Origin of the sequence: Nodosilinea sp. FACHB-141 (assembly GCF_014696135.1) — a bacterium.
In the GTDB taxonomy this organism is placed as follows: domain Bacteria; phylum Cyanobacteriota; class Cyanobacteriia; order Phormidesmidales; family Phormidesmidaceae; genus Nodosilinea.
This window is the reverse complement of the sequence record NZ_JACJPP010000018.1, coordinates 180,136-201,378: the sequence shown is the minus strand read 5'-3', so window position 1 is coordinate 201,378 and position 21,243 is coordinate 180,136. Positions and strand designations below refer to the sequence as shown.

Annotated in this window: 17 protein-coding genes; 1 reads left to right on the top strand and 16 read right to left on the bottom strand. The window is 54.0% G+C overall.

The genetic code is table 11. From position 1 onward, the window contains the following. Positions 1-194 precede the first annotated feature (194 nt). Positions 195-1,616, bottom strand: coding sequence for an SPOR domain-containing protein (locus tag H6F59_RS19215; protein WP_190704021.1), 1,422 nt, complete (start codon positions 1,614-1,616; stop codon positions 195-197). Between the two features lie 220 nt (positions 1,617-1,836). On the opposite strand from H6F59_RS19215, the gene H6F59_RS19210 reads away from it, so the two are divergent. Further along, positions 1,837-4,149, top strand: coding sequence for a ComEC/Rec2 family competence protein (locus H6F59_RS19210; protein WP_190704016.1), 2,313 nt, complete (start codon positions 1,837-1,839; stop codon positions 4,147-4,149). Positions 4,150-4,188: 39 nt separating this feature from the next. On the opposite strand, the gene H6F59_RS19205 is transcribed toward H6F59_RS19210, so the two are convergent. The 15 genes from H6F59_RS19205 to H6F59_RS19135 form a co-directional block, all read right to left on the bottom strand. Further along, a complete protein-coding gene (locus H6F59_RS19205; RefSeq protein ID WP_190704011.1) occupies positions 4,189-4,677 on the bottom strand; it encodes a hypothetical protein in 489 nt (162 codons plus the stop codon). A 332-nt stretch (positions 4,678-5,009) separates the two neighbouring features. Next, a complete protein-coding gene (locus H6F59_RS19200; RefSeq protein WP_190704008.1) occupies positions 5,010-5,930 on the bottom strand; it encodes a glycosyltransferase family 2 protein in 921 nt (306 codons plus the stop codon). Between the two features lie 10 nt (positions 5,931-5,940). After that, entirely contained in the window at positions 5,941-6,846 is a 906-nt protein-coding gene (locus H6F59_RS19195; protein WP_190704003.1) for a glycosyltransferase family 2 protein, read from the bottom strand. A 7-nt stretch (positions 6,847-6,853) separates the two neighbouring features. Continuing rightward, entirely contained in the window at positions 6,854-8,110 is a 1,257-nt protein-coding gene (locus tag H6F59_RS19190) for a glycosyltransferase family 1 protein (protein WP_190704000.1), read from the bottom strand. After that, the gene (locus tag H6F59_RS19185) at positions 8,107-8,877 is read right to left on the bottom strand and encodes a class I SAM-dependent methyltransferase (protein WP_190703995.1); all 771 of its coding nucleotides are present in this window, start codon (positions 8,875-8,877) and stop codon (positions 8,107-8,109) included. The genes H6F59_RS19190 and H6F59_RS19185 overlap by 4 nt, the downstream gene beginning before the upstream one ends. Further along, the gene (locus tag H6F59_RS19180) at positions 8,874-9,989 is read right to left on the bottom strand and encodes a DegT/DnrJ/EryC1/StrS aminotransferase family protein (RefSeq protein WP_190703992.1); all 1,116 of its coding nucleotides are present in this window, start codon (positions 9,987-9,989) and stop codon (positions 8,874-8,876) included. Before H6F59_RS19180 ends, H6F59_RS19185 begins: the two co-directional genes overlap by 4 nt. 8 nt (positions 9,990-9,997) lie before the next feature. Next, positions 9,998-10,468 carry a hypothetical protein gene (locus H6F59_RS19175; protein WP_190521015.1) on the bottom strand — a complete coding sequence of 157 codons (471 nt, stop codon included), beginning with the start codon at positions 10,466-10,468 and terminating at the stop codon, positions 9,998-10,000. 189 nt (positions 10,469-10,657) lie between these two features. Then, a complete protein-coding gene (locus tag H6F59_RS19170) occupies positions 10,658-11,692 on the bottom strand; it encodes a glycosyltransferase family 2 protein (protein WP_190703988.1) in 1,035 nt (344 codons plus the stop codon). 826 nt (positions 11,693-12,518) lie between these two features. After that, entirely contained in the window at positions 12,519-14,216 is a 1,698-nt protein-coding gene (locus H6F59_RS19165; protein WP_190703985.1) for an FkbM family methyltransferase, read from the bottom strand. An 18-nt stretch (positions 14,217-14,234) separates the two neighbouring features. After that, a complete protein-coding gene (pseI, locus tag H6F59_RS19160) occupies positions 14,235-15,287 on the bottom strand; it encodes a pseudaminic acid synthase (protein WP_190703982.1) in 1,053 nt (350 codons plus the stop codon). 12 nt (positions 15,288-15,299) lie between these two features. Next, the gene (gene pseG, locus H6F59_RS19155) at positions 15,300-16,814 is read right to left on the bottom strand and encodes a UDP-2,4-diacetamido-2,4,6-trideoxy-beta-L-altropyranose hydrolase (RefSeq protein ID WP_190703979.1); all 1,515 of its coding nucleotides are present in this window, start codon (positions 16,812-16,814) and stop codon (positions 15,300-15,302) included. 2 nt (positions 16,815-16,816) lie between these two features. Next, entirely contained in the window at positions 16,817-17,554 is a 738-nt protein-coding gene (locus H6F59_RS19150; RefSeq protein WP_190703976.1) for a cytidylyltransferase domain-containing protein, read from the bottom strand. After that, complete coding sequence (pseC, locus tag H6F59_RS19145; RefSeq protein WP_190703973.1) at positions 17,551-18,717, bottom strand: UDP-4-amino-4,6-dideoxy-N-acetyl-beta-L-altrosamine transaminase; 1,167 nt, start codon at positions 18,715-18,717, stop codon at positions 17,551-17,553. Before pseC ends, H6F59_RS19150 begins: the two co-directional genes overlap by 4 nt. A gap of 3 nt (positions 18,718-18,720) precedes the next feature. After that, the gene (gene pseB, locus H6F59_RS19140) at positions 18,721-19,737 is read right to left on the bottom strand and encodes a UDP-N-acetylglucosamine 4,6-dehydratase (inverting) (RefSeq protein ID WP_190703960.1); all 1,017 of its coding nucleotides are present in this window, start codon (positions 19,735-19,737) and stop codon (positions 18,721-18,723) included. 33 nt (positions 19,738-19,770) lie between these two features. Next, the gene (locus tag H6F59_RS19135) at positions 19,771-21,108 is read right to left on the bottom strand and encodes an ABC transporter ATP-binding protein (protein ID WP_190703943.1); all 1,338 of its coding nucleotides are present in this window, start codon (positions 21,106-21,108) and stop codon (positions 19,771-19,773) included. Between the last annotated feature and the right edge of the window lie 135 nt (positions 21,109-21,243).

Genomic DNA, 21,243 nt, shown 5'->3' with positions numbered 1-21,243 from the left:
GTCTCTCCCACAACGGTGATTTGCTTCAGCATAACAGGCGGGTAGAAGGGTGGTGAGATAAGGAAGATGGGGAGGTGAGGCAGGTTAGAAGGACAGCGGCAAAGACTTTAAACGTCCCTAAACTCTAAAATTTTATAATCCGCCTACTTCCTCATCCCCCTCACCTCCCCATCCCCCTTATCTCCTCTAACCCCCTAAGGCGAAATTACCTGGGCCGGAATCCCCTGCCCCTGGAGCTCATTTACGAGATTTTGGGCCGATGACGGCTGAGAAAATGCACCCATCTGAATGCGGGTGCCGTTGGAGAAATTGCGTACGTAGGCATCACCCACCGCACTGCGGGCTGACTCTAGCGACTGGGCGCCGTTGTAGTCGGTCACCACGTAGTAGCTAGGAGCTGCCGCCTGGGGTGGAGCCTGGGTAATGGGGGCCGGCGGTGCTACAGCAGGCGGGGCTATCGGGGCCGGGGGCGCTGCTGGGGCTCGGTTTGCGGCTAGGGGCCGTGGTGGCTGAGCACTGGCGGCAGGGGGTGCTACCCGAGCAGCAGCAGGCGCGGTGGTTGGGGCCGGGGCCGATCGCGCCGGGGCAGCGGTTGCGACCGACCTAGGGCTGACTGCGGCTCTAGGAGCGCTGACTGCGGCTCTAGGAGCGGTCACAATTTCGGCTCGCAGCACCCCACCACTACCCCCCGCAGGGGTAAGCACGCCAGGGCGAGGGCCTGTGGTTCTTGGCTCACCAGGGCGCTGGCCGCTGATAGGCAAGGGCTGCCCCCCGACCATCGTGGGTGAAGTAGTTCCTGACGCGGCTGCAGCGGCGGGTGACTTGGGCGAATCGGCGGAGGGTAGGGTACTGATGTTGTTCAGATCGAGGGAGGCAAACTCTTTTTCTGACAGATCTGGACCGAGGGGCTTGAAGCCTGATTCGGCCTGACTTTCTAGGCCGTCTAAGGCTACGGAGTCGGCATTACTATCCGCTGGGATGGGGTCGCCCTTAAGGCGGCGGGTGATGGCATTGTCAGTCAGGTGCTGTATGGCCTGAGGTGACGTGACCAGGTAGCCAAACCCAGCGCTGGTTACTAGCAGTAGCAGCAGAGCACCGACTCCTAGCGGGGTGGCTAGCTGGCGCCCAAAAGAGGGCACGTATGCTGGTTCGCGGTGCTGTTGGCCGGCGTTGGGCAGGCTGCCCAACAGCGCTTCAGTACTTTCTAGATAGTCTTCTGGGGACGGGCGATAGGTGGTTAGGGTGCCGCCGTGGCTCATGCGCACTTGGTTGACAGTGGCCTGCGGCGGGTACGCCTGCACGCTAGGTGTTGATGACTGCCCCAAAATCTCTTGCAGACGGGCGTTGGGGGGTGGGGGTGGAGCGGCGGCTGCCGCCGTTGCTGCCGCCGCTGTGGATTTGACAGTGATCAGGTCGATGGGCTTGCGCTGAGTCCGCAGCTGTAGGCGAGCCGGGGTGGGAGTAACCTGACCCGATCGCGCTTGTCGGTAGCGGTGCAACTCGTCATCCAGGTTGAGGTTGAGACTTTCTACCGCCCGCTGCAGGCGAAGGTTCGACTCGCTGGCGGGGGCAAAAGTCTCGGGTCTGGTGGATAGACCAGAGGGCAATTGCGTCATGGTTCTCATCTCCCTGGATGTAGCGACGTAGCACTGATTAATACTACTGATTTCTCAAAAGTTGGCAACTAAAAATTGAGAAAAGCAAACTACGGGACTTCCTATGGCTCAAGAGCAAAGCCAGATTTAGCCGGTGGCAGTGCTTGTGGAGCTGTGAGTCAGAGTTGGGGTTCGGGATTTCTAAAGGTAATAGCCAGGTGCAGAGTGCAGAGAAATTTCTATGGGCGGAATTGCGGGGTTGCTGTGGGCTAGCGCATACTGCGTTGGCCTACTCTGGGTCAGTCTTTGGGTGCGTCATTTAGGATTGAACCTTTGGGTTGGGGTGGCTGTTGCCGGTATCGGGGCGATCGCGGCAGCGAGTTTGGCGGCACTGGTGCTGCCCCGTCGCTGGCGGCGAGGGCCGACGGCGGCTATGTGGCTGGGGGCGGGAGCGATCGCCCTTCTAGCTACCCTCAACTACGGCCTACGCTACCCAGTCCCTGGCTCTCTCGATATCAGTTCCCTGCTGAGTCAGGGCGAGGCGGCTGGAGCACAGCAGATCGTCTGGGGCGAGGTGCAAACCCTTCCTCGCGTGACCCGCAGTGGTCGAGGGCAGTTTTGGCTGGCCACCAACCAAGTGCGTCGGTTGGATGCCGAAAACAATCCCCTTGGTATTCCCAGCCTGGTTCGAGGCAAGCTCTACGTCACCGTGCCGGTGGAGCGAAGTGAAGGCTTGTTTCCAGGGCAGCGGGTGCAGATACAGGGCAATCTCTACGAACCGGCCCTGCCTAAAAACCCCAACGCGTTTAACTTTCGACAGTATCTAGTCAGCCAGCGCTGTTTTGCCGGGTTTGCGGGCGATCGCATTCTGCCTGACCAGGGTCAGTCGCCGCCCCGATGGGCTCTGTGGCGACTGCGGCAGCGCATCGCCCGCGCCCAAGCCGACCGGCTGGGCAGTCCGGTCGGGCCTTTAGTCAGCGCTATGGCCTTGGGCCGCCAGGCGGTGAATGTGCCCTACGACATTCAAGATGCTTTTATGCAAGCTGGCATGGCGCATGTTCTAGCGGCCAGCGGGTTTCAGGTGTCGCTAATCTTGGGGGTGGTGCTGGCGATTGTGGGACATCGAGCGATCGCCTCCCGGCTGCCCTACCCGGTGACGACCAAGGTAATTGCTGGGGGAACAGCGCTGGTGGTGTTTGTGCTGTTGACCGGCGTACAGCCCAGCGTCATGCGGGCGGCGGTTATGGGGGCTGGGGTGCTAGCGGGCCTTGCCCTAGAGCGCAGCATCAAACCTCTGGGCTGTCTGCTGTTGGCGGTCACCCTGCTGCTGCTGTTTAACCCAACATGGATCGACGACATTGGCTTTCAGCTCAGCGTCATGGCCACCTTGGGGCTGATGGTGGCGGTGACGCCAATTACAGAAAAGCTGGAGTGGCTGCCGACCACGCTGGCAGCAGTGGCAGCGGTGCCCCTAGCCGCCTACCTGTGGACCATCCCCCTCTCGTTGTTCTATTTCAACACCCTCACCACCTACAGCATTTTGTTGAATATCGTGACCACGCCCCTGGTGATGGTCATCAGCTTGGGCGGTATGGCCAGCGGGCTAGCGGCAGCGGCCTGGCCTTGGCTGGGGAGCCTGCTAGCCTGGCCCCTGTGGCTACCGACCCAAATTCTCATTGCCCTGGTGAAGTGGGAGGTGGGTCTACCCGGCAGTGCTCTGGCGACAGGCCACATTTCGCTGGTGCAGATGGTTGGCCTCTATGGGCTCTTCTGGATTTGGGGTTGGGGTGCGGTGCGGCGGCGGGGACTGGTCGCCCTGCTGATTGTGGTGGTGGCCCTGGGGCCGCTGCTCTACCGAGGGGCAACGCTTTCTCAAGTGACGGTGCTAGCGGCGGGCAATGACGCGGTAATGGTGGTGCAGGATGGGCGTTCCCCATTGATGATCAACAGCGGCACTGACGACACCGCCTTCTACACCGTGCTGCCCTTTCTGCGACAGGCGGGCATCAACCAGCTCACCAGCGCCATTCACGGCGACGATAGTGACAGCGACAACTGGCGCACCATTGCCGACAAAACCCCAATTCGCAATTTCTATGGAGCCAGTTCAGCTTTGGCAGAGGCTCCTGCAGTTAACCAGTTTCATCCGCTGATCGCAGGCCAGATGCAGCCAGTAAGCCGTCAGCGAGTGCAGTATTTGCAGGATGGTGCTCGAGGGCTGCGGTTAGATCTGCTGAATCGGCAAAACTGGCTGTTGTTGCCCAAGCTATCCACCGAGCAGCAAATGCCTTGGGTGGCGGCGCACCCAGGGCTGCAAAGCGAGGTGCTGTGGTGGCATGGGGAAGCCCTAACGGCAGAGGTGATTGCTGCCATTGGGGCGCAGGTGGCGATCGCCTCTGCCCCCCGCATTGACGAGACCACTGAGCAGCTGTTACGCGATCGCGGCATTCAAGTTTTCTGCACCGAGCGCGACGGCGCCATCACCTGGAGCCCGCACCAAGGCTACCGAGCCTACCTAGCGACGCGACAGCATCCTACCGCCGCGCTGGAGTAGAGTTCTACCAGACCAGCCGTCCCACAATATTGACCGCACTTACTGCACCAGCAAATTTAGCTGGTAGTTGATACGGCCAGTGCCGCCAGTCTGCTGCTGCACCACTGTATTGGGGCCATTGAAGGCGATCGCCACTGAGGCTGAGGGAGGCGAGTAGCTGCCCACAATGGTGACACGGGTAATCGCCTCGCTCAGATAGGGGCTGACGTCGATAAATTCTGAATTGGCACCTAGAGGTACCCGAGTGTGACCGTCAATTTCGATATAACCTTGGAGGGACGAACCCGTCGGTATGCTCACCGAAAGCAGATGGGGCTCATCTAAATTGGCGCGATCTAGACTAATCGTGTTGGTTTGTCGTTGGTATGAATCCATAACATCCTTTGCGCTGGCCCTAGACAAGATGGCGCTGAGAGCTTGATGGGAGACCCCAAACGACTGATTACCGTTAGCCGAGGAAGGCCCCACCGCTGCGGTAACCGCCACTAAGATCAACAAGGAAACCCCAAGGGCTGATGGATGTTTCATAACAATGACATCTCCAGGAAAAGGGGAAAGCCGTACTAGAGCTAGCCCTAGCAGCGGGTTCTCGGCCAGGGTAGCACGGCCAGAAACAGGCGAGACAGCTTTCAAAAACCAGCGCTTGCGCCCTGACCAAGCCAGGCTAGATAGACACCGTCTCTGGCCCACAGGTTCCCTTTCCTAGACAGTTACTACTGCCGCAGGCGTTCGGCGGGGGTATACACATTGCTCTGCACATTGACAGGCACCGCCACTTTAGGGACATAGACTCTCTGTCCGTCCCACTCTGAGCCTTGCAGAGGACCCACAGTCTGTAGCGCTATTTCACGGATTTGGTATTAACGAAATCGTTTTGCCAGCTGAGCCATGGGCTGAAATAAAGCAGCGGGTATTGCCAAAGCCATCAGCGACGAGAGCTGAAAATTGCCGCGAGCAACACAGGTTAGCAAAGCACGACGATGGTGACGAATTTCCTTCGCTTGATTACTCCACTTACTGCCTAACAGCAGCAGTTCATGAGCTCGGTATTCCAACCCGTTTTGGCGATAGACCTCAAAGTGCTTTTGAGCAACGCGATACCACGACATGGGGTTGACCTTGCGGCTGTTGCTGCCTAAGTATTTACGCCAGATGTAAATCACCTCTGGGGTGCTGTAATAACCACAGGGTAAGGCCATGGCTCGTACCCAAAACTCTAGGTCGTGCAGGTCTTCGGCACCCAGATCTGGGTCGCTGTGACCCACCGCCTCCCACAGCGACTTGCGTAGCGGAGCAGTGCCAATCAGCGTCCAGTTGGTGCTGAGCGAAAATCGTCTGGCCCGTAGCAGAGAGTTCAGCGAAATCGGTGCTGCTTTGACCACGCGGGTGTCGCCAGGGTGTCGCTGACACAGGTAGCTGCCGTAGATAAACCCGGCATTGGGATAATCCAAAAACGCCTGCTGAATGTGACTTAGAGCGTCGGGGGGCAGCAGGTCATCGGCATCAAGGGGCACCAACACCTCTCCTTGGGCGGCGGCGAATCCAGCGTTGCGTGCCACTGAGGGGCCGCCGTTGACGGTCTGCCAAACCAGGGTAATATCGGGCTCAGTCTCTAGCTGGCGACAGATCTGGTTGGTGCGATCGCTCGGCGAAGCGTCATTGACAATCACGATCTCCAGAGGCGGCTGAGTCTGCTGACGCACGCTCTCCACCGCCTCCAGCAGTAGGTCGCCTTCGCAGTAGCAGGTGATGACAACACTCAGGGTTGGTGAATTAACCATTGCTCGTCCCTCAGATGGGCTGATTGGAGGAAACTTGTCCCGGCCGAAAGAGTCGCTGGCGGGTGGCAACGGGCAGTAGCCGCAGCAGGGTAATAGGGAGAACGGAGAGATATTTTTTGAGGAACATCACCACACCCCAGGGGCCGTAGGCTAACCAGTTGAGCCGCCACCACACCCGCCAGCTCAACCCTGAGTAAGGGTTAAAGGCCAGCCGCAATAGCTGCCAAGGGTCGCCGGGGGCCATTAGCCAGTCGGCGGGGCAGAGCCGTGCCTCGGCGGCCTGATTGAATACTGGATAGTGACTATCGACAAACAGCCGAAATCCGGCGTTTTGGGCGCGCAGCAGGTACAGCGAGTCACCGCCGTAGTGGGGGCTCGCTGCCACATCGGGATAGCCAATCGCATCGACCACGGCTCTGGGCATGCAGACTAGGTTGCCACTGAGCAGGTCGCAGGGTGCCGTTTTATCGGGAGGCAGAGTGAGAAAGCGGTAGCCCTGCCAGGTCTTGCGTTTGCCGCCAAAGGAGAGGCGATCGCGGTCATTCTGCTCAAACCCTTGGGCACCAACAATAGTTTTGGGATGGTTATGGCAAAACTGCACAAACCCATCCAGGGCGTTGGGGGCCAAGCGGCAATCGTCGTTGAGCCAGACTAAATACTGTGCTCCTTGGGCGATCGCATACTCCATCCCCAGGCGAATTGCCCCCGTCCACCATAGGTGACCGTCGCCTGTTAGCACGGTTATGGTGGGGAAACTGGCTTGAATGGCTGCCCCAGTGCCGTCGGTAGAGCCGTCGTCGATCACCACTACCCTATGGCGTGTCAGGTCGCCGTTGCGATCAAGATCCTGCAAACAGCTTAGAGTAGTCGCCCTACGGTTGTGCACCGGAATTAAAATATAGGCCTTATTATCCATAAGAAAACTAGGTATTGCTAGGGTGGCTAGTGCTGTTGGGCCAGCAGTAGCGAATGCTCTCAAACTCATCCAAAAGCGCGATTAGCCGCCTCGCATAGTCTTGGGGTTGCCAACTTTTCGCCCTCGTCAAGCCCTTTTGAATCAGGTTGTGGCGCAGGGCTTCGTCTCCGCAAACAGATTTCATCGCCCATGCCATCTGGGCCGCATCGCGCTGATCGACCAGCAGGGCCGCATCACCCAACTGTTCTGCCGCCCCTGGCACCTGGGATGCAATCACCGGACAGCCTAGGGAAAAAGCCTCCAGCGGTGGCAGATTATCTGGCCCAAAATGGGTGGGAAACACCAGCGCCAGGGCGTACTTGTAGAGATTAGCTAGTTCTTCCTTTGAGACAAACCCTAGGATGTGAACCTTGGCAACGAGATCTAAATCGTGAATTAGCTGCTTGACATAGCTCGCGTTGCCCTTGTCTGAGCCAGTCAACACCAGGGCAACATCTTTGTGCTCGCTAACTAAGGTTTTGAATGCCTTGAGCAGATTGTAGTGATTTTTGTGGGGCCAAAACTGGGCCGGATAGAAGAAGTATTGACTGGGTAGACGGTGCTGGGCTAGGAATTCTTCTTTTGTGGAGGCGTGATTAGCAATGGCATCCCCCAACCTCGGCGTCGGGAATGGAATCACCTGAATTCGCTCCGGTGCGATTTGGTAAAAGCGCTCGATCTCAGCCTTGCCTCGCTCAGTGCCGGTGACCACATAGGTTGCTCGAGGCAGGTTCGCCCGGTAGAACCGCTCGCGCTTGCCCCACTCGCGCCCCTGGCTCACCTCGGGAAAGTAGGGCTGAAGACGGTGCTGTAAATCCCATAGAGTTAGGGCATAGGGAATTTGTCTAGGGCACTGGATCAGCGCGGCGGGGGCCAGTACCCAGGCGAAGTCAAAGCGGTTTTGCAGAATAAAGCGTCGCACAAAGGCGGCCTGAACTTTATCGGCTTGGTTGGCCAGCTTGGGACTGCCGCTAGCGTGGGCCAGACTCATCCCCTGCCGTAGCACAGCAGGAATAGCTCCCGCCATCAACTGGCTGGGCGGGTGAAGGATAGTGAGATTGGGGTGTGGTGTCTCCTGCCCGTCGCCTTTGGCCCCGCTAAAAATCGTGACCTGGTGGTGTATTTCTGAGGCTAGGTCGATCAGCGCTGCCACAATTTCTGACTCAAAGGTGTAACCACCGCCGGCTGACGGAAATGCGGCAGAAACTGGGATAGCGACCTTCATAACTTCACAGCGACAAAGTAGACGCCCCAGGTGTCTAGACTGGCGGGGCGATCGCTCATCCATTCGCCACAGGTTACCAGATCCATCCCCGCTTGGTGAAGCAGTAGCTCCAGCTCGGGCTTAAACAGATAGCGCATGCGGTGCAGCTCGCGCAGCTCTTTCCAGGTGTCGGTGCCCAACTGCTGTAGCAGAACGTGATAGTTCACATCCACCACGTTGTCATTGGGGTGTAGCACCGGCTCGGCTATGCGGGTAATGGCCAGGTTCTCATTTTGCAGGCGCTTGACCCGCACTTGGGGCTGGTCGTGCAGCACCGCAGGCCCGTACCATACGTCAAAAACAAACACGCCCCCCGGCTTAAGGTGCTGGGTTACGGTGGCAAAGGCCGCCGCCAAATCGGCGTTGCTGGTCTGGTAGCTAATTACGTGAAACAACGACAGCACGCAGTCAAAGGTTTGCTCTAGCCTCACCTTCCGCAGATCGCCCTGAAGGAATTTGAGCTGCTGGGCGATCTTGCTAGCCTGCTCGGCCTGCCGTTCACCACAGCGAGCCAGCATCTCTTCACTGCGCTCGACCCCGGTGACCTGATAGCCCCGTTCCGCTAGACATTCGGCATGGCGACCGGTGCCGCTGCCCAGCTCTAGCAAATGCTGAGCCGCAGGGGCGTGGGTTTTGAGCAGTTGATGAATAAAGTCGGCCTCTTGGGCGTAGTCTTTGTCCTGGTACAGCAGGTCGTAGTACTGAGCATAGGCATTAAATACACTCACGCCATCACCTCTCGCACAGTGGTAATTACTTGATCAATCTGTCCGTCAGTGAGGGCTAGGCCGCTGGGCAGGTAAAAGCCGCGCCGGGCGATGCGCTCAGCCACGGGGTGCTTTTCGCCCTCAAACAGCCCCATTTTACGGAACACGGGCTGCTCGTGCATGGGCCAGAAAAAGGGCCGCGTGCCAACGCCCTTGGCCTTGAGGCGCTGCATGGCCTCGATCGCATCGAATGGCACCCCGTCGTCGAGCACCAGGCCGTAGACCCAGTAAACATTCTCGGCGTAGTCGGTGGCGGCCAGCGGCAGTTGCAGCCCCTGCACACCGACTAATCCTTCGGTGTAGCGCTGCCCAATCGCGCGTTTGCGGGCAATAAAGCCGTCGAGCTGCTCTAATTGAGCCACTCCCAGAGCCGCTTGCAGGTTGCCTAGGCGAAAGTTCCAGCCCAGCTCTTCGTGGACAAAGCGCTGCTGGGGCTGAAAACAGAGGTTGCGCAGGGAGCGGCAGCGTTCCGCCAGCTCCGCATCGTCGGTGAGCACCATGCCGCCTTCGCCCGTGGTGATGTGCTTGTTGGCGTAAAAGCTAAAGGTGCTGATGTCGCCAAAGCTGCCACAGGGCTGCCCCCGGTAGGTCTGACCGTGCATCTCGGCAGCGTCTTCAATGATGGCTAGGTGGTGGCGCTGGGCGATCGCCAGCAGCGGCTCCATATCCACGGGCAGCCCGTAGATGTGCACCACCATAATCGCTCGGGTTCGGGGAGTAATGCAGGCCTCGAGCTGACCCACATCCATATTCCAGGTAATGGGGTCGACATCGACAACGACTGGCTTGGCTCCGGCACGGACGATCGCCGCCGCGCAGGAAATAATCGTAAACGTAGGCAAAATCACCTCATCCCCGGGCCCTAGTCCTAGGGCAGCTACCGCCACGTCGAGGGCGGCAGAGCCGTTGGCCACCGCGACGCCGTGCTGGCGACCTACCCGCTGGGCAAACTCTGCCTCAAAGCGATCGACAAAGGGGCCTTCCGACGAAATCCAGCCCGTCTCTAGGCATTCCAGCAGATACTTTTTTTCGTTGCCGTTGAGGGCGGGCTCGTTGACAGGAATAAACGCCATGGTGTTGCCTAGCCTGCAATAGTGGCCTGGCTAGACGATATCCCAGAGAAGCGGGTTTTGTCCTGATCGCCCATGTAGGGGCCTTGCTTGACCTCGACCATCTCTAGGTCTTCCAGCACTTCAAAACCATGGCCACCCGTCACCAGTAGGATCACATCGCCGCCTTCCAGCACGCGGCTCTCTAGGTACTCCTGCTCCTGGCTATAGAAGTCAACCCGCAGCTTTCCCTTCTTGATGAACAGCACTTCCTGGGTGTGAAACACGTCGCGGTGTACGGGGTTGTGGACGTGGGCCGGAATGGTTTTGCCGGCGTCGTATTTCATGTAGGCGAGCTGCTGCGATAGCTCGTTGGGGGTAAAGAAGTGAATACCCGGCTCCGCAAAGCGATGGGAGAGAATCAGCGCCAGCATTTCGCTATTGTGAACAATTTGCTGAACGGGGGAGAGCTGGGCGGCAGTGACGGTGGAGGAGGATGGCATGGGGGCAGCGCCTTTGGGTAAAGGATAGAAGGAGCAGCGCCTGCGGAAGGGCAAGGCGGCCTGCTGCTTTTAGTCTGCCCAGGATGGCTGCGATCGCGTAGCCTGTTTAATTAAATCAACAGATGGGGCTACCCCTCGACCCAAGGCGGCTTTTCGACAGGATCTTGGGCGCACTTGCTACTAAACGCCTCAGCTGAGGGATGCAACAACGATGTTGGGCAGCTGATAATCCCAGTAATCCTCTTTTATGACCCACTCTAAAAGAGCTGGGTGCTGAGCTACTTGCTGTTGATGAAACGCAAACCCAGCGGTATAGGCAACCTTGCAGCGCCGCCGAATGGCTCTGTACTCGGCGCTGCCCTTAGCCAAACTGGCCAATCTTCCTTTGATCTTGCCAACGTAGTAATTTAACCGTTGGGCTTTGCCAATGGCGTCTGCTCCGGCATCTTGGCTGCGATAGCGATCGCGAATAGCCGTGTACGAATCGCACACCCCTTGATAAAAGTAGCGCGACTCAAAGTACTCAGGCGTCAGGCGGGCGGCGGGCACCACGTGGTGCAGCAGGGCCAACGGTTCGTAAATAGCTTTGTAGCCCTGTTGGTTGGCCTGACGGGTTAGCCCCGTTTCGCCATCGCCCTGGAGGTGCTGCAACCGTTTGGGAATGCAGTCGGGATGGAAGCCGCCTAGCTCGAACAACGTGCCCTTGCGGATTGAGAAGTTCAACCCCCAGACATAGTTGGCGTCGATCAGGTGGCTTTGGTTGCCCAGGTCAAGTATGCTTAGCTCGGTGCAGAGCTGCCCACCAGGACATTTTTGCCAAAAATACTGGAGCCAGGGGGGCGGTTCGCTCTCATAGTGCGGTAGGTTGCGCCCGCCTACTAGATGCACAGTCGCATCGGTGAAGGCATTTTGGATAGCCGCTAGCCAGCCTGGGTCAAGCTCTACATCATCATCTAAAAACGAGAGGATGTCGCCCTGGGCCTCCTGGGCACCCCGGTGTCGCCCCGACAGCAGCCCCGGCTCAGGCTCAAAAATGTAGCGCAGATGCGCCCAGGCCAGCTCATCCGCAAAGGCTTGGACAACTGCCTTGGTGTGGTCGGTAGAGCCATTGTCCACCACCAAAACCTCAAAGTCATTACCTGGAGCTTGCTGCCGAGTCATTGACTCAAGCGCCAGAGCTAGGCTGTCTGCACGGTTAAGGGTGGGAATGATGACCGAAATCATGGTCGAAGTTACCCGTAAAGCTTAAAAACACTCTTCAAAACTGATTGAATCTATCGTCTTCGCGAGTTGCTGTGCTCACCAAAGAAAATTACTGTTAGAGTATTGCCTCAAAACTCTTCTGGAAATTTGCAAATAGATTAGAAATCCTAGAACCGACACTAAAAAATAAAGTATTGCGTACAAAATACTCGAACAGCAAAGAATTGCGAACGGTATTAGCGTAACGAACGCAGCCGTTGAAAAGAGAAAGGATCTAAAAGCCAATCGATACGAGGCTATGATAAATCTTGGTTCTTCTTTGCCTATGTTGAAATTAAAGATTTGAGAACCTTCCAGTTCTTTCAGCTCTTTTTTTATTTCTAATTCATAAGCCTGTAAGTTGTGGACAAAATACCATGAATAAGACTGCTTAATTAGATTTGTGAATGCCACCAATCCTAAGATTGTAAGCAAGCTTAAAAAGCCTAGAAATAAAAATAGGCTAGACTCAAGCCTTGGAATTGCAGGTAGAATGATCTCCGAAATGGGTTTCCAAATAATTATGACTGCGCCTACCACACCCAGTAACTTAAAGTTTTCGTAGGTGCTTTTTATGAAATCTTCTGCTTTGTCATTTAATCTCACATACTCTCTGTAAAGTAGTTCTAGCCTTTGAGTAGGAGCTGTATCCATGATGAGCACCCTTGGAGCAGAGTGAAAGCTTACCTTGCAAACTATTCTGACCTGATAGGCTTTAGTTTTTGATTTAGATAAATAAAATTTGATGCTAAGTGCTTAGAATTTTAGCTTAGCATCAGCCTGAAATCTGCTTCACTATAGTGAACGTTTAGAGGGGCGATCGCTGCAAATACCAGATCTGGTCATCACAGTTAGCGATCGCCTCAACCAGCTCAAAGCCTAGACTGCTAAAGGTTGTTTTAAGGGCCGCTACTTTTTCTGGCCCCAGCACCGCATAGTGCACCTCAACAATGAGCTTGCGTACGGTATTTAGGGTGGCCTGGGCAAACAGGTCATACTCCCCACCCTCAATATCGACCACCAGCAGAGTGGGTTGATTTTTTTCCAACTCTTGCTCAAAAGATTTGACTGGCACTTCGATCACCCGATCCACAATTTCAGTAGTGGGTTGTATTGGTGACGAACTCCAAAAGTCTGGGGTGACGTAGAACTTTTCGGTTTTGCTGGTGTCGTTGGTGTTGGCTACCATCGCGATCGCCACCGTTGGGCTAACCCCATTTTTAGCATGCAAGGTTTGAATAGCCTCTTTCAGCACCGGGTTGGCCTCGTAGGTAAACACCCGCTCAGAACCAACTTTTTTGGCGCAATAGCCCGACAAGAAGCCAATGCCACCGCCAATTTCCATCACTGTATCTTGCTTGTCTAAATACTTTTTCAGCAGGCTGATCTCGCCAAACTCGTAGACACCTGAATTAATGGTCTGCCGAATAATCGGCGAAATCATCTTGCTAGCAGGAATATCGACTCCTTCGAGCTGACGAATATTGCCGGTGAGTGCTTGGTTCAGCCGCGATTTTGTCGGTTGGGCTAACCGCCGCAGCTTTTTCACAGCGCCATGGGCTTTATTGATGGGCCACCGGGCCACATGGTTGGCCCAGGCCTGGTAGATAACCCGGCGCAGAGTGGCTTTGCTATCGGCTTGGCCGAGGCCTAATTTGCTCAGGCAGAGGGCACGAGTGCGCTCGCTGATTGTCACCTCCGCATTCATATCCAGCTCAAATAGATTTTGAAACTCTAAAAAGTCGCGCTTCTCGCGATCGTCTGCCAGATTGTCAACGGTGTAGGTACCGGTTGGGCGGTTGTGGTCGTGGCCGTGGTTGTTGAAAACTGGCGGCATGCCGTGAATAAAGAATGGAATCCCCATCTCGACGGCGTAAAAGGTGTAAGACCCCACCATATTGCTAGTACAGTAGCGGTGCTGCCGCAGGATGGCATAAAAAGTGGTGGCGAAGTCAGGGTCAGCCATATGCCCAGTGGTCACCACCGTCATGCTCCGCTTGATGAACGGGGTATGCCGCCCAGCCAGCAGATCTTTCCAATACAGGCACACTGTGACGGGTTGATACTCGGCGGGCAGGTTGAGCAAATCGTCGGCATACTTTTCCCAGTCGATTACCACGTCAATTAGGTGAGTGGAATGGACGGGAAAAGCGACGGTGCCTCTAGCATTTGGGTCTGATTTAATTTGGTTAAGGATGCGGCAGGCGACAAAGGGCGAACCGCTAACGTAGGCCTGCTTGCCAGTTTGCTTGACGTACTCATTCCGCTGGGCAGCACTGGTGAAAAAGATGGGCTGAGTAGCAAACAGATCGCAATTAGTCATGGCCTCGCTGATGCGAACCCCATGATCCATGTGAATGTGCAGAGGAATACCCTCGCGCAAGGCTAGATGACGCTTGAGCCATTTACCCAAGCCGTAGCACTGGTGCGCATCTGGGGCAGGGTATTTTTCCTCAAAAGTGTTGATGCGTTTGATCTGCTGCTCTAGGTCAGGGGGGTAGCCCATAGGTATAAAACCGCTGGTTTATAAAATCAAATCCCAAGTGACGGGGGTGCCTGCTGGAGTGGCTTTTTTGACGGGTTTGCCAATCAAATCATCAAAATATTTGGGTGCCAAACCAAATCCGGGCCGAATGATGCGCAGGTTATTGGCGGTGAATACCTCACCTGCCTCCATAGGTTGCCCCACATACAGACTGCGCCTAAATCTTACCGATTTTTCTTCATCTTTCGTGGCCCCATAGCTGACCTGGCCCAACGACTGCCAGGCCCGCTCAGTCTCGATGACTAGCTGGTGCAGTTCGTCCGGCTCCATAGAAAAGGCTGAGTCTACCCCACCATCGGCTCGGCTGAGGGTGAAGTGCTTTTCGATCAGGGTGGCCCCCAAGGCAACACTGGCAACAGCAACGCCAATGCCCATGGTGTGATCTGACAGACCTACCTGTACATCAAACAGCTGGCGCAGGTGGGGAATAGTCATAATGTTGGCGTTAGCAGGACTGGCCGGGTAGGTGCTAGTGCATTTGAGCAAGATCAAGTCTGGGCATCCGGCAGCACGAGCAGTGCACACTGCTTCGTCTAGTTCGGCGATGGTTGCCATCCCAGTGGAGATAATCATAGGCTTGCCGGTGCTGGCCACTTTGCGAATCAGCGGCAGGTCGGTATTTTCAAACGAGGCTATTTTGTAGCAGGGGACATCGAGAGTCTCAAGAAAATCGACGGCGGTGGCATCGAAAGGGCTGCTAAAGCCGACTAGGCCAAGCTCTTTGCAGCGATCGAAGATGGGCTGGTGCCATTCCCAAGGGGTATGAGCCTGTTGATATAAACTGTAAAGTGAATTCCCTTGCCAAAGACTATTAGGGTCTTTAATAAAGAACTCACCCTCTTTGATATCGAGAGTCATAGTATCAGCAGTGTAGGTTTGGATCTTCAAACCATGTGCCCCTGCCTTAGCTGCCGCATCCACAAGTTCTAGCGCCCGAGCCAGAGACTGATTATGGTTGCCGGACATTTCAGCAATTACAAATGGCTGAGCAGTGTTACCCAATTTATAATTGCAAATATTTATCGTCTTCATGGGTTTGCCAAACTAAAAATAGTGATTTTGTTTTATTAAATGAATTGCACTTGGCTTGCTATTGCTAGTCTCTGAAGACGGCTTGTCAGTTTGCTTAAATCCTGCCTTTAGGAAGGCTTTAATAGATGCCAAGTTATCTTGCTTAACATATGCATTCAACTGATGCAGTTTTGAGTTTCTCAGCATCTTTGAGGAAGATTTTTCAATGATTGAACTGGCGTAACCCATCCCTCTATATTGACTAGCGATATTAATTGAGACCACGGCTTCATTTTTGGCATCAACTTCACACCGAATTAAACCAACAGGTTGATCTCTATTGTTTAGAGCGATATACATTGTACAACTCTCAGATTTAATCTTGGCATTAAACCATTGGATATGCTCGTGCCAAGAAATCAATTCTGACGAGAATGAAGAAGCTCTAGTTACTGGATCATTAGCCCAATGCCAGAGCAGTGAGCAATCCTCTTCATTTACAGGTCTGAGCCTGATAAGACTCTCCTGTAGAACCATCGCTAATCGCTCAGAGCCATATCCATCTACTAAATTGCTGAATTTTTTCGATAGGCTCGAACGTAACTCCTGCTGCTTAAGGTATTTCTCTAAGCAATGAGCGAAAGAATTTATCTCAAAAGCTTCATGAGAGCTAATGCTAACAACGGCATCTAAGCTAGAGAGAGTTTTCACGATTGCAGTCTGGTTCTCGACCAATGGGATCGCCATGCTTGGCAATCCCATAAAAGCAGTTTCCCAGCAGGTGCTTCCGCCCGCTGTAATTGCCAAATCAGCCCAAGCCATAAGTTCAGGCATGTTGGTCACGTTTTGCTTCAAGGTAATGCTTTTCTCCCAACCTTTTACTGCTTGGGCTAACTCACTACAATGGGGGTTGCTAGCTCCGGCTACTACAACTGCCTCTAGCTCCGCAATCTCAGCCTTTTGCAACGCCTGAATTACGGCCAAAGTAATGTTGCTGGGGTCAGATCCACCCAAAGTAACCAGCACCTTTGATGCTATAGGAGTAATCTGCCGTTTCCAACTGCGCCAGGGCCAAAACTCCTCTCTTAGCAATGCATAGCGAGTGCCCAGCAACAACTTAGTATAAGATTCCCGGTTAGCGTAAATTTCTTCCTCAGCAGTAATATTTTGATTGAGGACTATGTCAGCCCAATAGTGCGTTGCGTGGCCATAATCATCCAGCACTAAAAGTTTTGTCCCTACATCCTTAAGCCATTTTTGGTACTCTGCACCAAAGTGGTAGCCATCAACGATAACCCAATCAGCCTGCAAATCTTTTGCTAGAGCAATGGTGTTTTGGGCATCGGCCTCGCTGGCCCATGGCACAGACCCATAGCTCACTGCAACTCCTTCACCAGTTAGCCGCTGCGCTAGGGTAGCCCCTTCACACCCCATCAAAAAATGAGCTTGCCCCCCTTCAGCAAGGCAGGCTTGAGCCAAGGCTAGGCATCGCATTACGTGACCTGTTCCTATTTGTGTAGATGCATCAGCTCGAAACAAAACCTGCATAGCTAAATTCCGTACAGCTTTTGCTCAATGTGGCCATTAATTGCCGACCAGTCGGGGTGGCTTTCGATCACCCGCAGACAGTCTTGCAAATCGAATTTAGGCGAGAGGGAGTAAAGTTCTTCTAACATGCGCTTGATCAGCTCAAAATCTTCTGGGGTATCTACTGTCCAGCGATGGTGGCTGAGGTCTTCGGAATAGATAACATGGCCGAGAGAATAGCGCTCTGGGTGGTTGTAGATAAACGGCGTCACATGTTCTCGCTCTGGTGGTTCGGTGGCTTCGCGATAGGCTTGCTCTAAGGCCCAAGTCGGCAAAACCTCAGTATCCATGCCCCGTGGATAGGTGCGCTTGAGCGCGTTAGAGACATAGTCGTAGCGATCGCACTCGGCCACATAAACCTGTATGACCTCATCAATAACCTCTGGATCAATTAGTGGGCAGTCTGAGGTCACACGCACCACAATATCTGCTTGGGCGGCCTGAGCTGCCCCGTAGTAGCGCGACAAAACATCCTGCTCAGAGCCTCTAAAATAATCAACCTCTAAGGCCTTGCACAGCTCAACAATTGGGTCGTCAGAATCGTTTTCAGTGGTGGCAATCACAATGCTGTTGGCGGTTTTTACCCGCTTGAGCCGCTCAATTTGATAGGCCAGCAGCGGTTTATCCAGCACGGGTTTAAGCACCTTACCGGGTAAACGAGTTGAGGTCATGCGGGCCTGCACAATAATAGCTGTCGTCATGTCAGGCACGCCCGTAAACAATCGACAATATAATCTTGCTCGTCCAAGCTCATTTCGTAGTGCAGCGGCAGACTTATAGCTTCGCGGTAATATTGCTCTGCTTCTGGAAAGTCGCCGGGCCGAAAACCAAGGGTTTGATAGTAGGGCTGGGTATGCACAGGAATATAGTGCAGGTTTACCCCAATACCCTTGTCCCGCAGGATTTCAAACACCTGCCGATGGCTCAGCTGAAGGGTATTTAGCATAAGCCGAATCACAAACAGGTGCCAGCTGGAGGCCGTCTCAGGGTGCTGAACAGGCAGCATGATCGGCAAACCTTGCAGGAGTTCGAAGTAGCGATCGGCCAGCATCTGACGACGCTGCACAAAGGCGGGCAGCCGCTGCATTTGGCTGGTTCCCAAAGCCGCTTGAATGTCGGTCATTCTATAGTTAAATCCCAGCTCTAACTGCTCGTAGTACCAGGGGCCGTGGCTTTCGCCCTGCATTTGCTCGGGCTCTCGGGTAATACCGTGGCTGCGGAGGTGAATGAGCTTTTCGTAGAGAGCTTTTTGGTTAGTCAGCACCATGCCGCCCTCCCCAGTGGTGACAATTTTGACCGGGTGAAAGCTGAACACTGCCATGTCGGAAAACTGGCAGCAGCCCACGGGCCTACCCCGATACTGCCCGCCAATAGCGTGGGAAGCATCTTCGATCACGGTGAAGTCGTACTGTTGGGCGAGGGAAGAGATCGCCTCCATATCGCAAGACTGCCCCGCAAAATGCACGGGCACGACCACCTTAGGTAGGGTGCCGTCTTGTTGCGCCCGGCTCAATTTTTGCTTTAGTAGGGCAACGTCGAGATTATAAGTCTTAGCATCAATGTCTACAAAATTGACTGTGGCTCCGCAGTACAAACCACAGTTGGCCGAGGCTACAAAGGTATTGGGCGAAGTCCAAAGCGCATCTTTAGAGCCGAGCTCTGCAGCTAGGCAGGCAATGTGGAGCGCTGCGGTGGCGCTGGAGACAGCTACGGCATAGCTAACGCCGCAGTAGTTGGCTACGGCCTGCTCAAATTGGGCGATCGCAGGCCCTTGGGTTAACCAGTCAGACTTCAGCACTGCAACCACGGCATCAATGTCCTGCTGGCTAATGCTCTGCCGGCCATAGGGGATAAAAGGTGCCATCAGTTAAACAGAAAAGTGAGGATCAATATGCAGTTTGATGAGGTTTTGTAGCTCCCCAATGCTGAGAAATTTTTCGTTTTGTCCCGAGTTGTAGCTAAACCCTGGTTCTACAGGCTTAGCATTCATCTTTTTACAGTACTCTTCGATGGAGTACGCCCCCTGAATCGGCAAAATAGCGTAGTAATGGCCGAGGTCTACAGTGGTAAAAGAGTCTGAGGTTGTAATCATCTCTTCGTGAATTTTTTCACCGGGCCTAATACCTACAACTGGGTACTCACAGTCAGGGCCAATGGCCTTGGCCACGTCAGTAATCAAATAAGATGGAATGCGCGGCACAAAAATTTCTCCCCCCCATGCGTGTTTAATCGCCCAAAGCACCATATCAACTCCCTCTTCAAGGGAAATATTAAACCGAGTCATGGCGGGGTCTGTGATAGGCAAAATACCTTCCCTGCGCTTGTCCAAAAAAAACGGTATTACCGACCCGCGAGAGCCCATCACATTGCCGTAGCGAACAACGGAAAAGCTGAGGTTGCGAATACCCTTAATGTTATTAGCGGCGATGAATAGTTTGTCTGAGCAAAGCTTAGTAGCTCCGTAAAGATTGATTGGGGCTGCTGCTTTGTCGGTAGAAAGAGCAATGACCTTCTTAACACCGGTACTCAGGGATGCCTCGATCACATTTTCAGCACCTAAGACATTTGTTCTGATACATTCCATCGGGTTATATTCAGCGGTGGGCACCTGTTTTAAGGCTGCCGCATGGATGACAATGTCAATCCGTTCAAAGGCACGAATTAGCCGCTGCTGATCTCTTACATCACCAATGAAATATCGAATGCCTGGATATTTTGACTGAGGAAATATCTGGGCCATCTCAAACTGCTTGAGTTCGTCTCTAGAGTAGATAACCAGTCGTTTGATATTAGGAAATTTTTCGAGGATAGTGCCAACAAACTTTTTCCCAAAGGAACCGGTGCCGCCGGTTACTAAAATAGATGTATCTTCAGTAATTTTCATGGGTAGATGGTTTCGATATGTAGCGATCTTTTGTTACAGCTCGGTTTGAGCAAGAACGGTCTTGTCTAAATTGTCGCCTTGAAAAGCTTGCCACCGGCTAGGTGTATAGACTTGCGTGTTGGTGGAATACCGCTCGAAATAAGCGTAGCGATTGGTAATTTGCGACTCTTGAACGGCAAATCCTGTTGCCTCATGGACGGCGTCGTCGTAGGATTCTCCTTGCTTTTTGACCCAGACATTGATCAAGTATTCTCCTGGAAACAAATGAATGGAGGGTACAGAAGCCTCAATCGTATATGGACCTGAAGTAGTCACATTCAGATCATCTTCCCAGTTAGAAACTAAGTAGTGCAGCCTAACGCCGTGCAGATTGCAGATGGCAATGCCAATCTCATAGCTGTCGCTTGGCATCTTAAAGTCGATCTCAAGTCTAAAGTTGACCGGTTGCCCCATTTGGAGCGTGGTGACACAGTTGCCGTCACCATCTAGAAGACTGAGGCTTTTTAGGGTTGCATACTGCCTCGGGCCGTACCGCTCTTTTGAGCGGGTTGAGAGGTCAACGTAGGCTGAGGCAACTAGATTGGTCTCAGAGACGTACTTAGCGATCGCAGTACGGGCATCGCCCCGAAACGACACTTGCCCATCGCTCAGCATTAGCGCCGTCTGGCATAGCGATTCTACTGCGGTCATGTTGTGGCTAACAAAGAGAACGGTTCTACCCTCTTGCTTGGCCACATCACCCATTTTTCCTAGGCACTTTTTTTGAAAAGCGGCATCGCCTACTGCCAGCACTTCATCAACCACTAAAATCTCAGGTTCTAGGTGAGCGGCTACGGCAAAGGCCAGTCGCACATACATGCCGCTGGAATAGCGCTTAACCGGCGTGTCTAAAAACCTAGAGACTTCTGCAAACTCTACGATTTCATCGAACCTGCGATTAATTTCTACCCGGCTCATGCCCAAAATTGCGCCATTTAGAAAAATATTCTCGCGCCCAGTTAGCTCAGGGTGAAACCCAGTGCCCACCTCTAACAAACTAGCCACCCGTCCCCATAGGCGAACCCGCCCCGTTGTAGGCTCGGTAATGCGGCTAAGAATTTTGAGCAGTGTGGACTTGCCCGCCCCATTGCGGCCAATAATGCCGACAACTTCGCCCTGTTTCACCTCAAAAGAAACGTCCTTCAGCGCCCAAAACTCGTCGTGTTGATGTTTGACATTGGGCTTGAGCGGATGGCGCAGGCGACGGCTAAAAGATTTGACTCCATCAGCAAGGACATCGCGTAAGGCTACATAGCGAGAGCTGCCCTGTTGCTGCTGGCCAAGTACGTACTTTTTGCCGAGATTCTCGACTTGAATGACTGAGTCTGACATTAAGGGGCTGTGGAACGGGGGCAGTTCACTTAGCTGGCGCATCCGCCATTGTGCTCATTGTGCCCCTAGGCTTTGTGAAAGTTGCATGAGTTTATATAACGTCAGCAAAGGTGCGGTCCATGCGGCAGAAATACA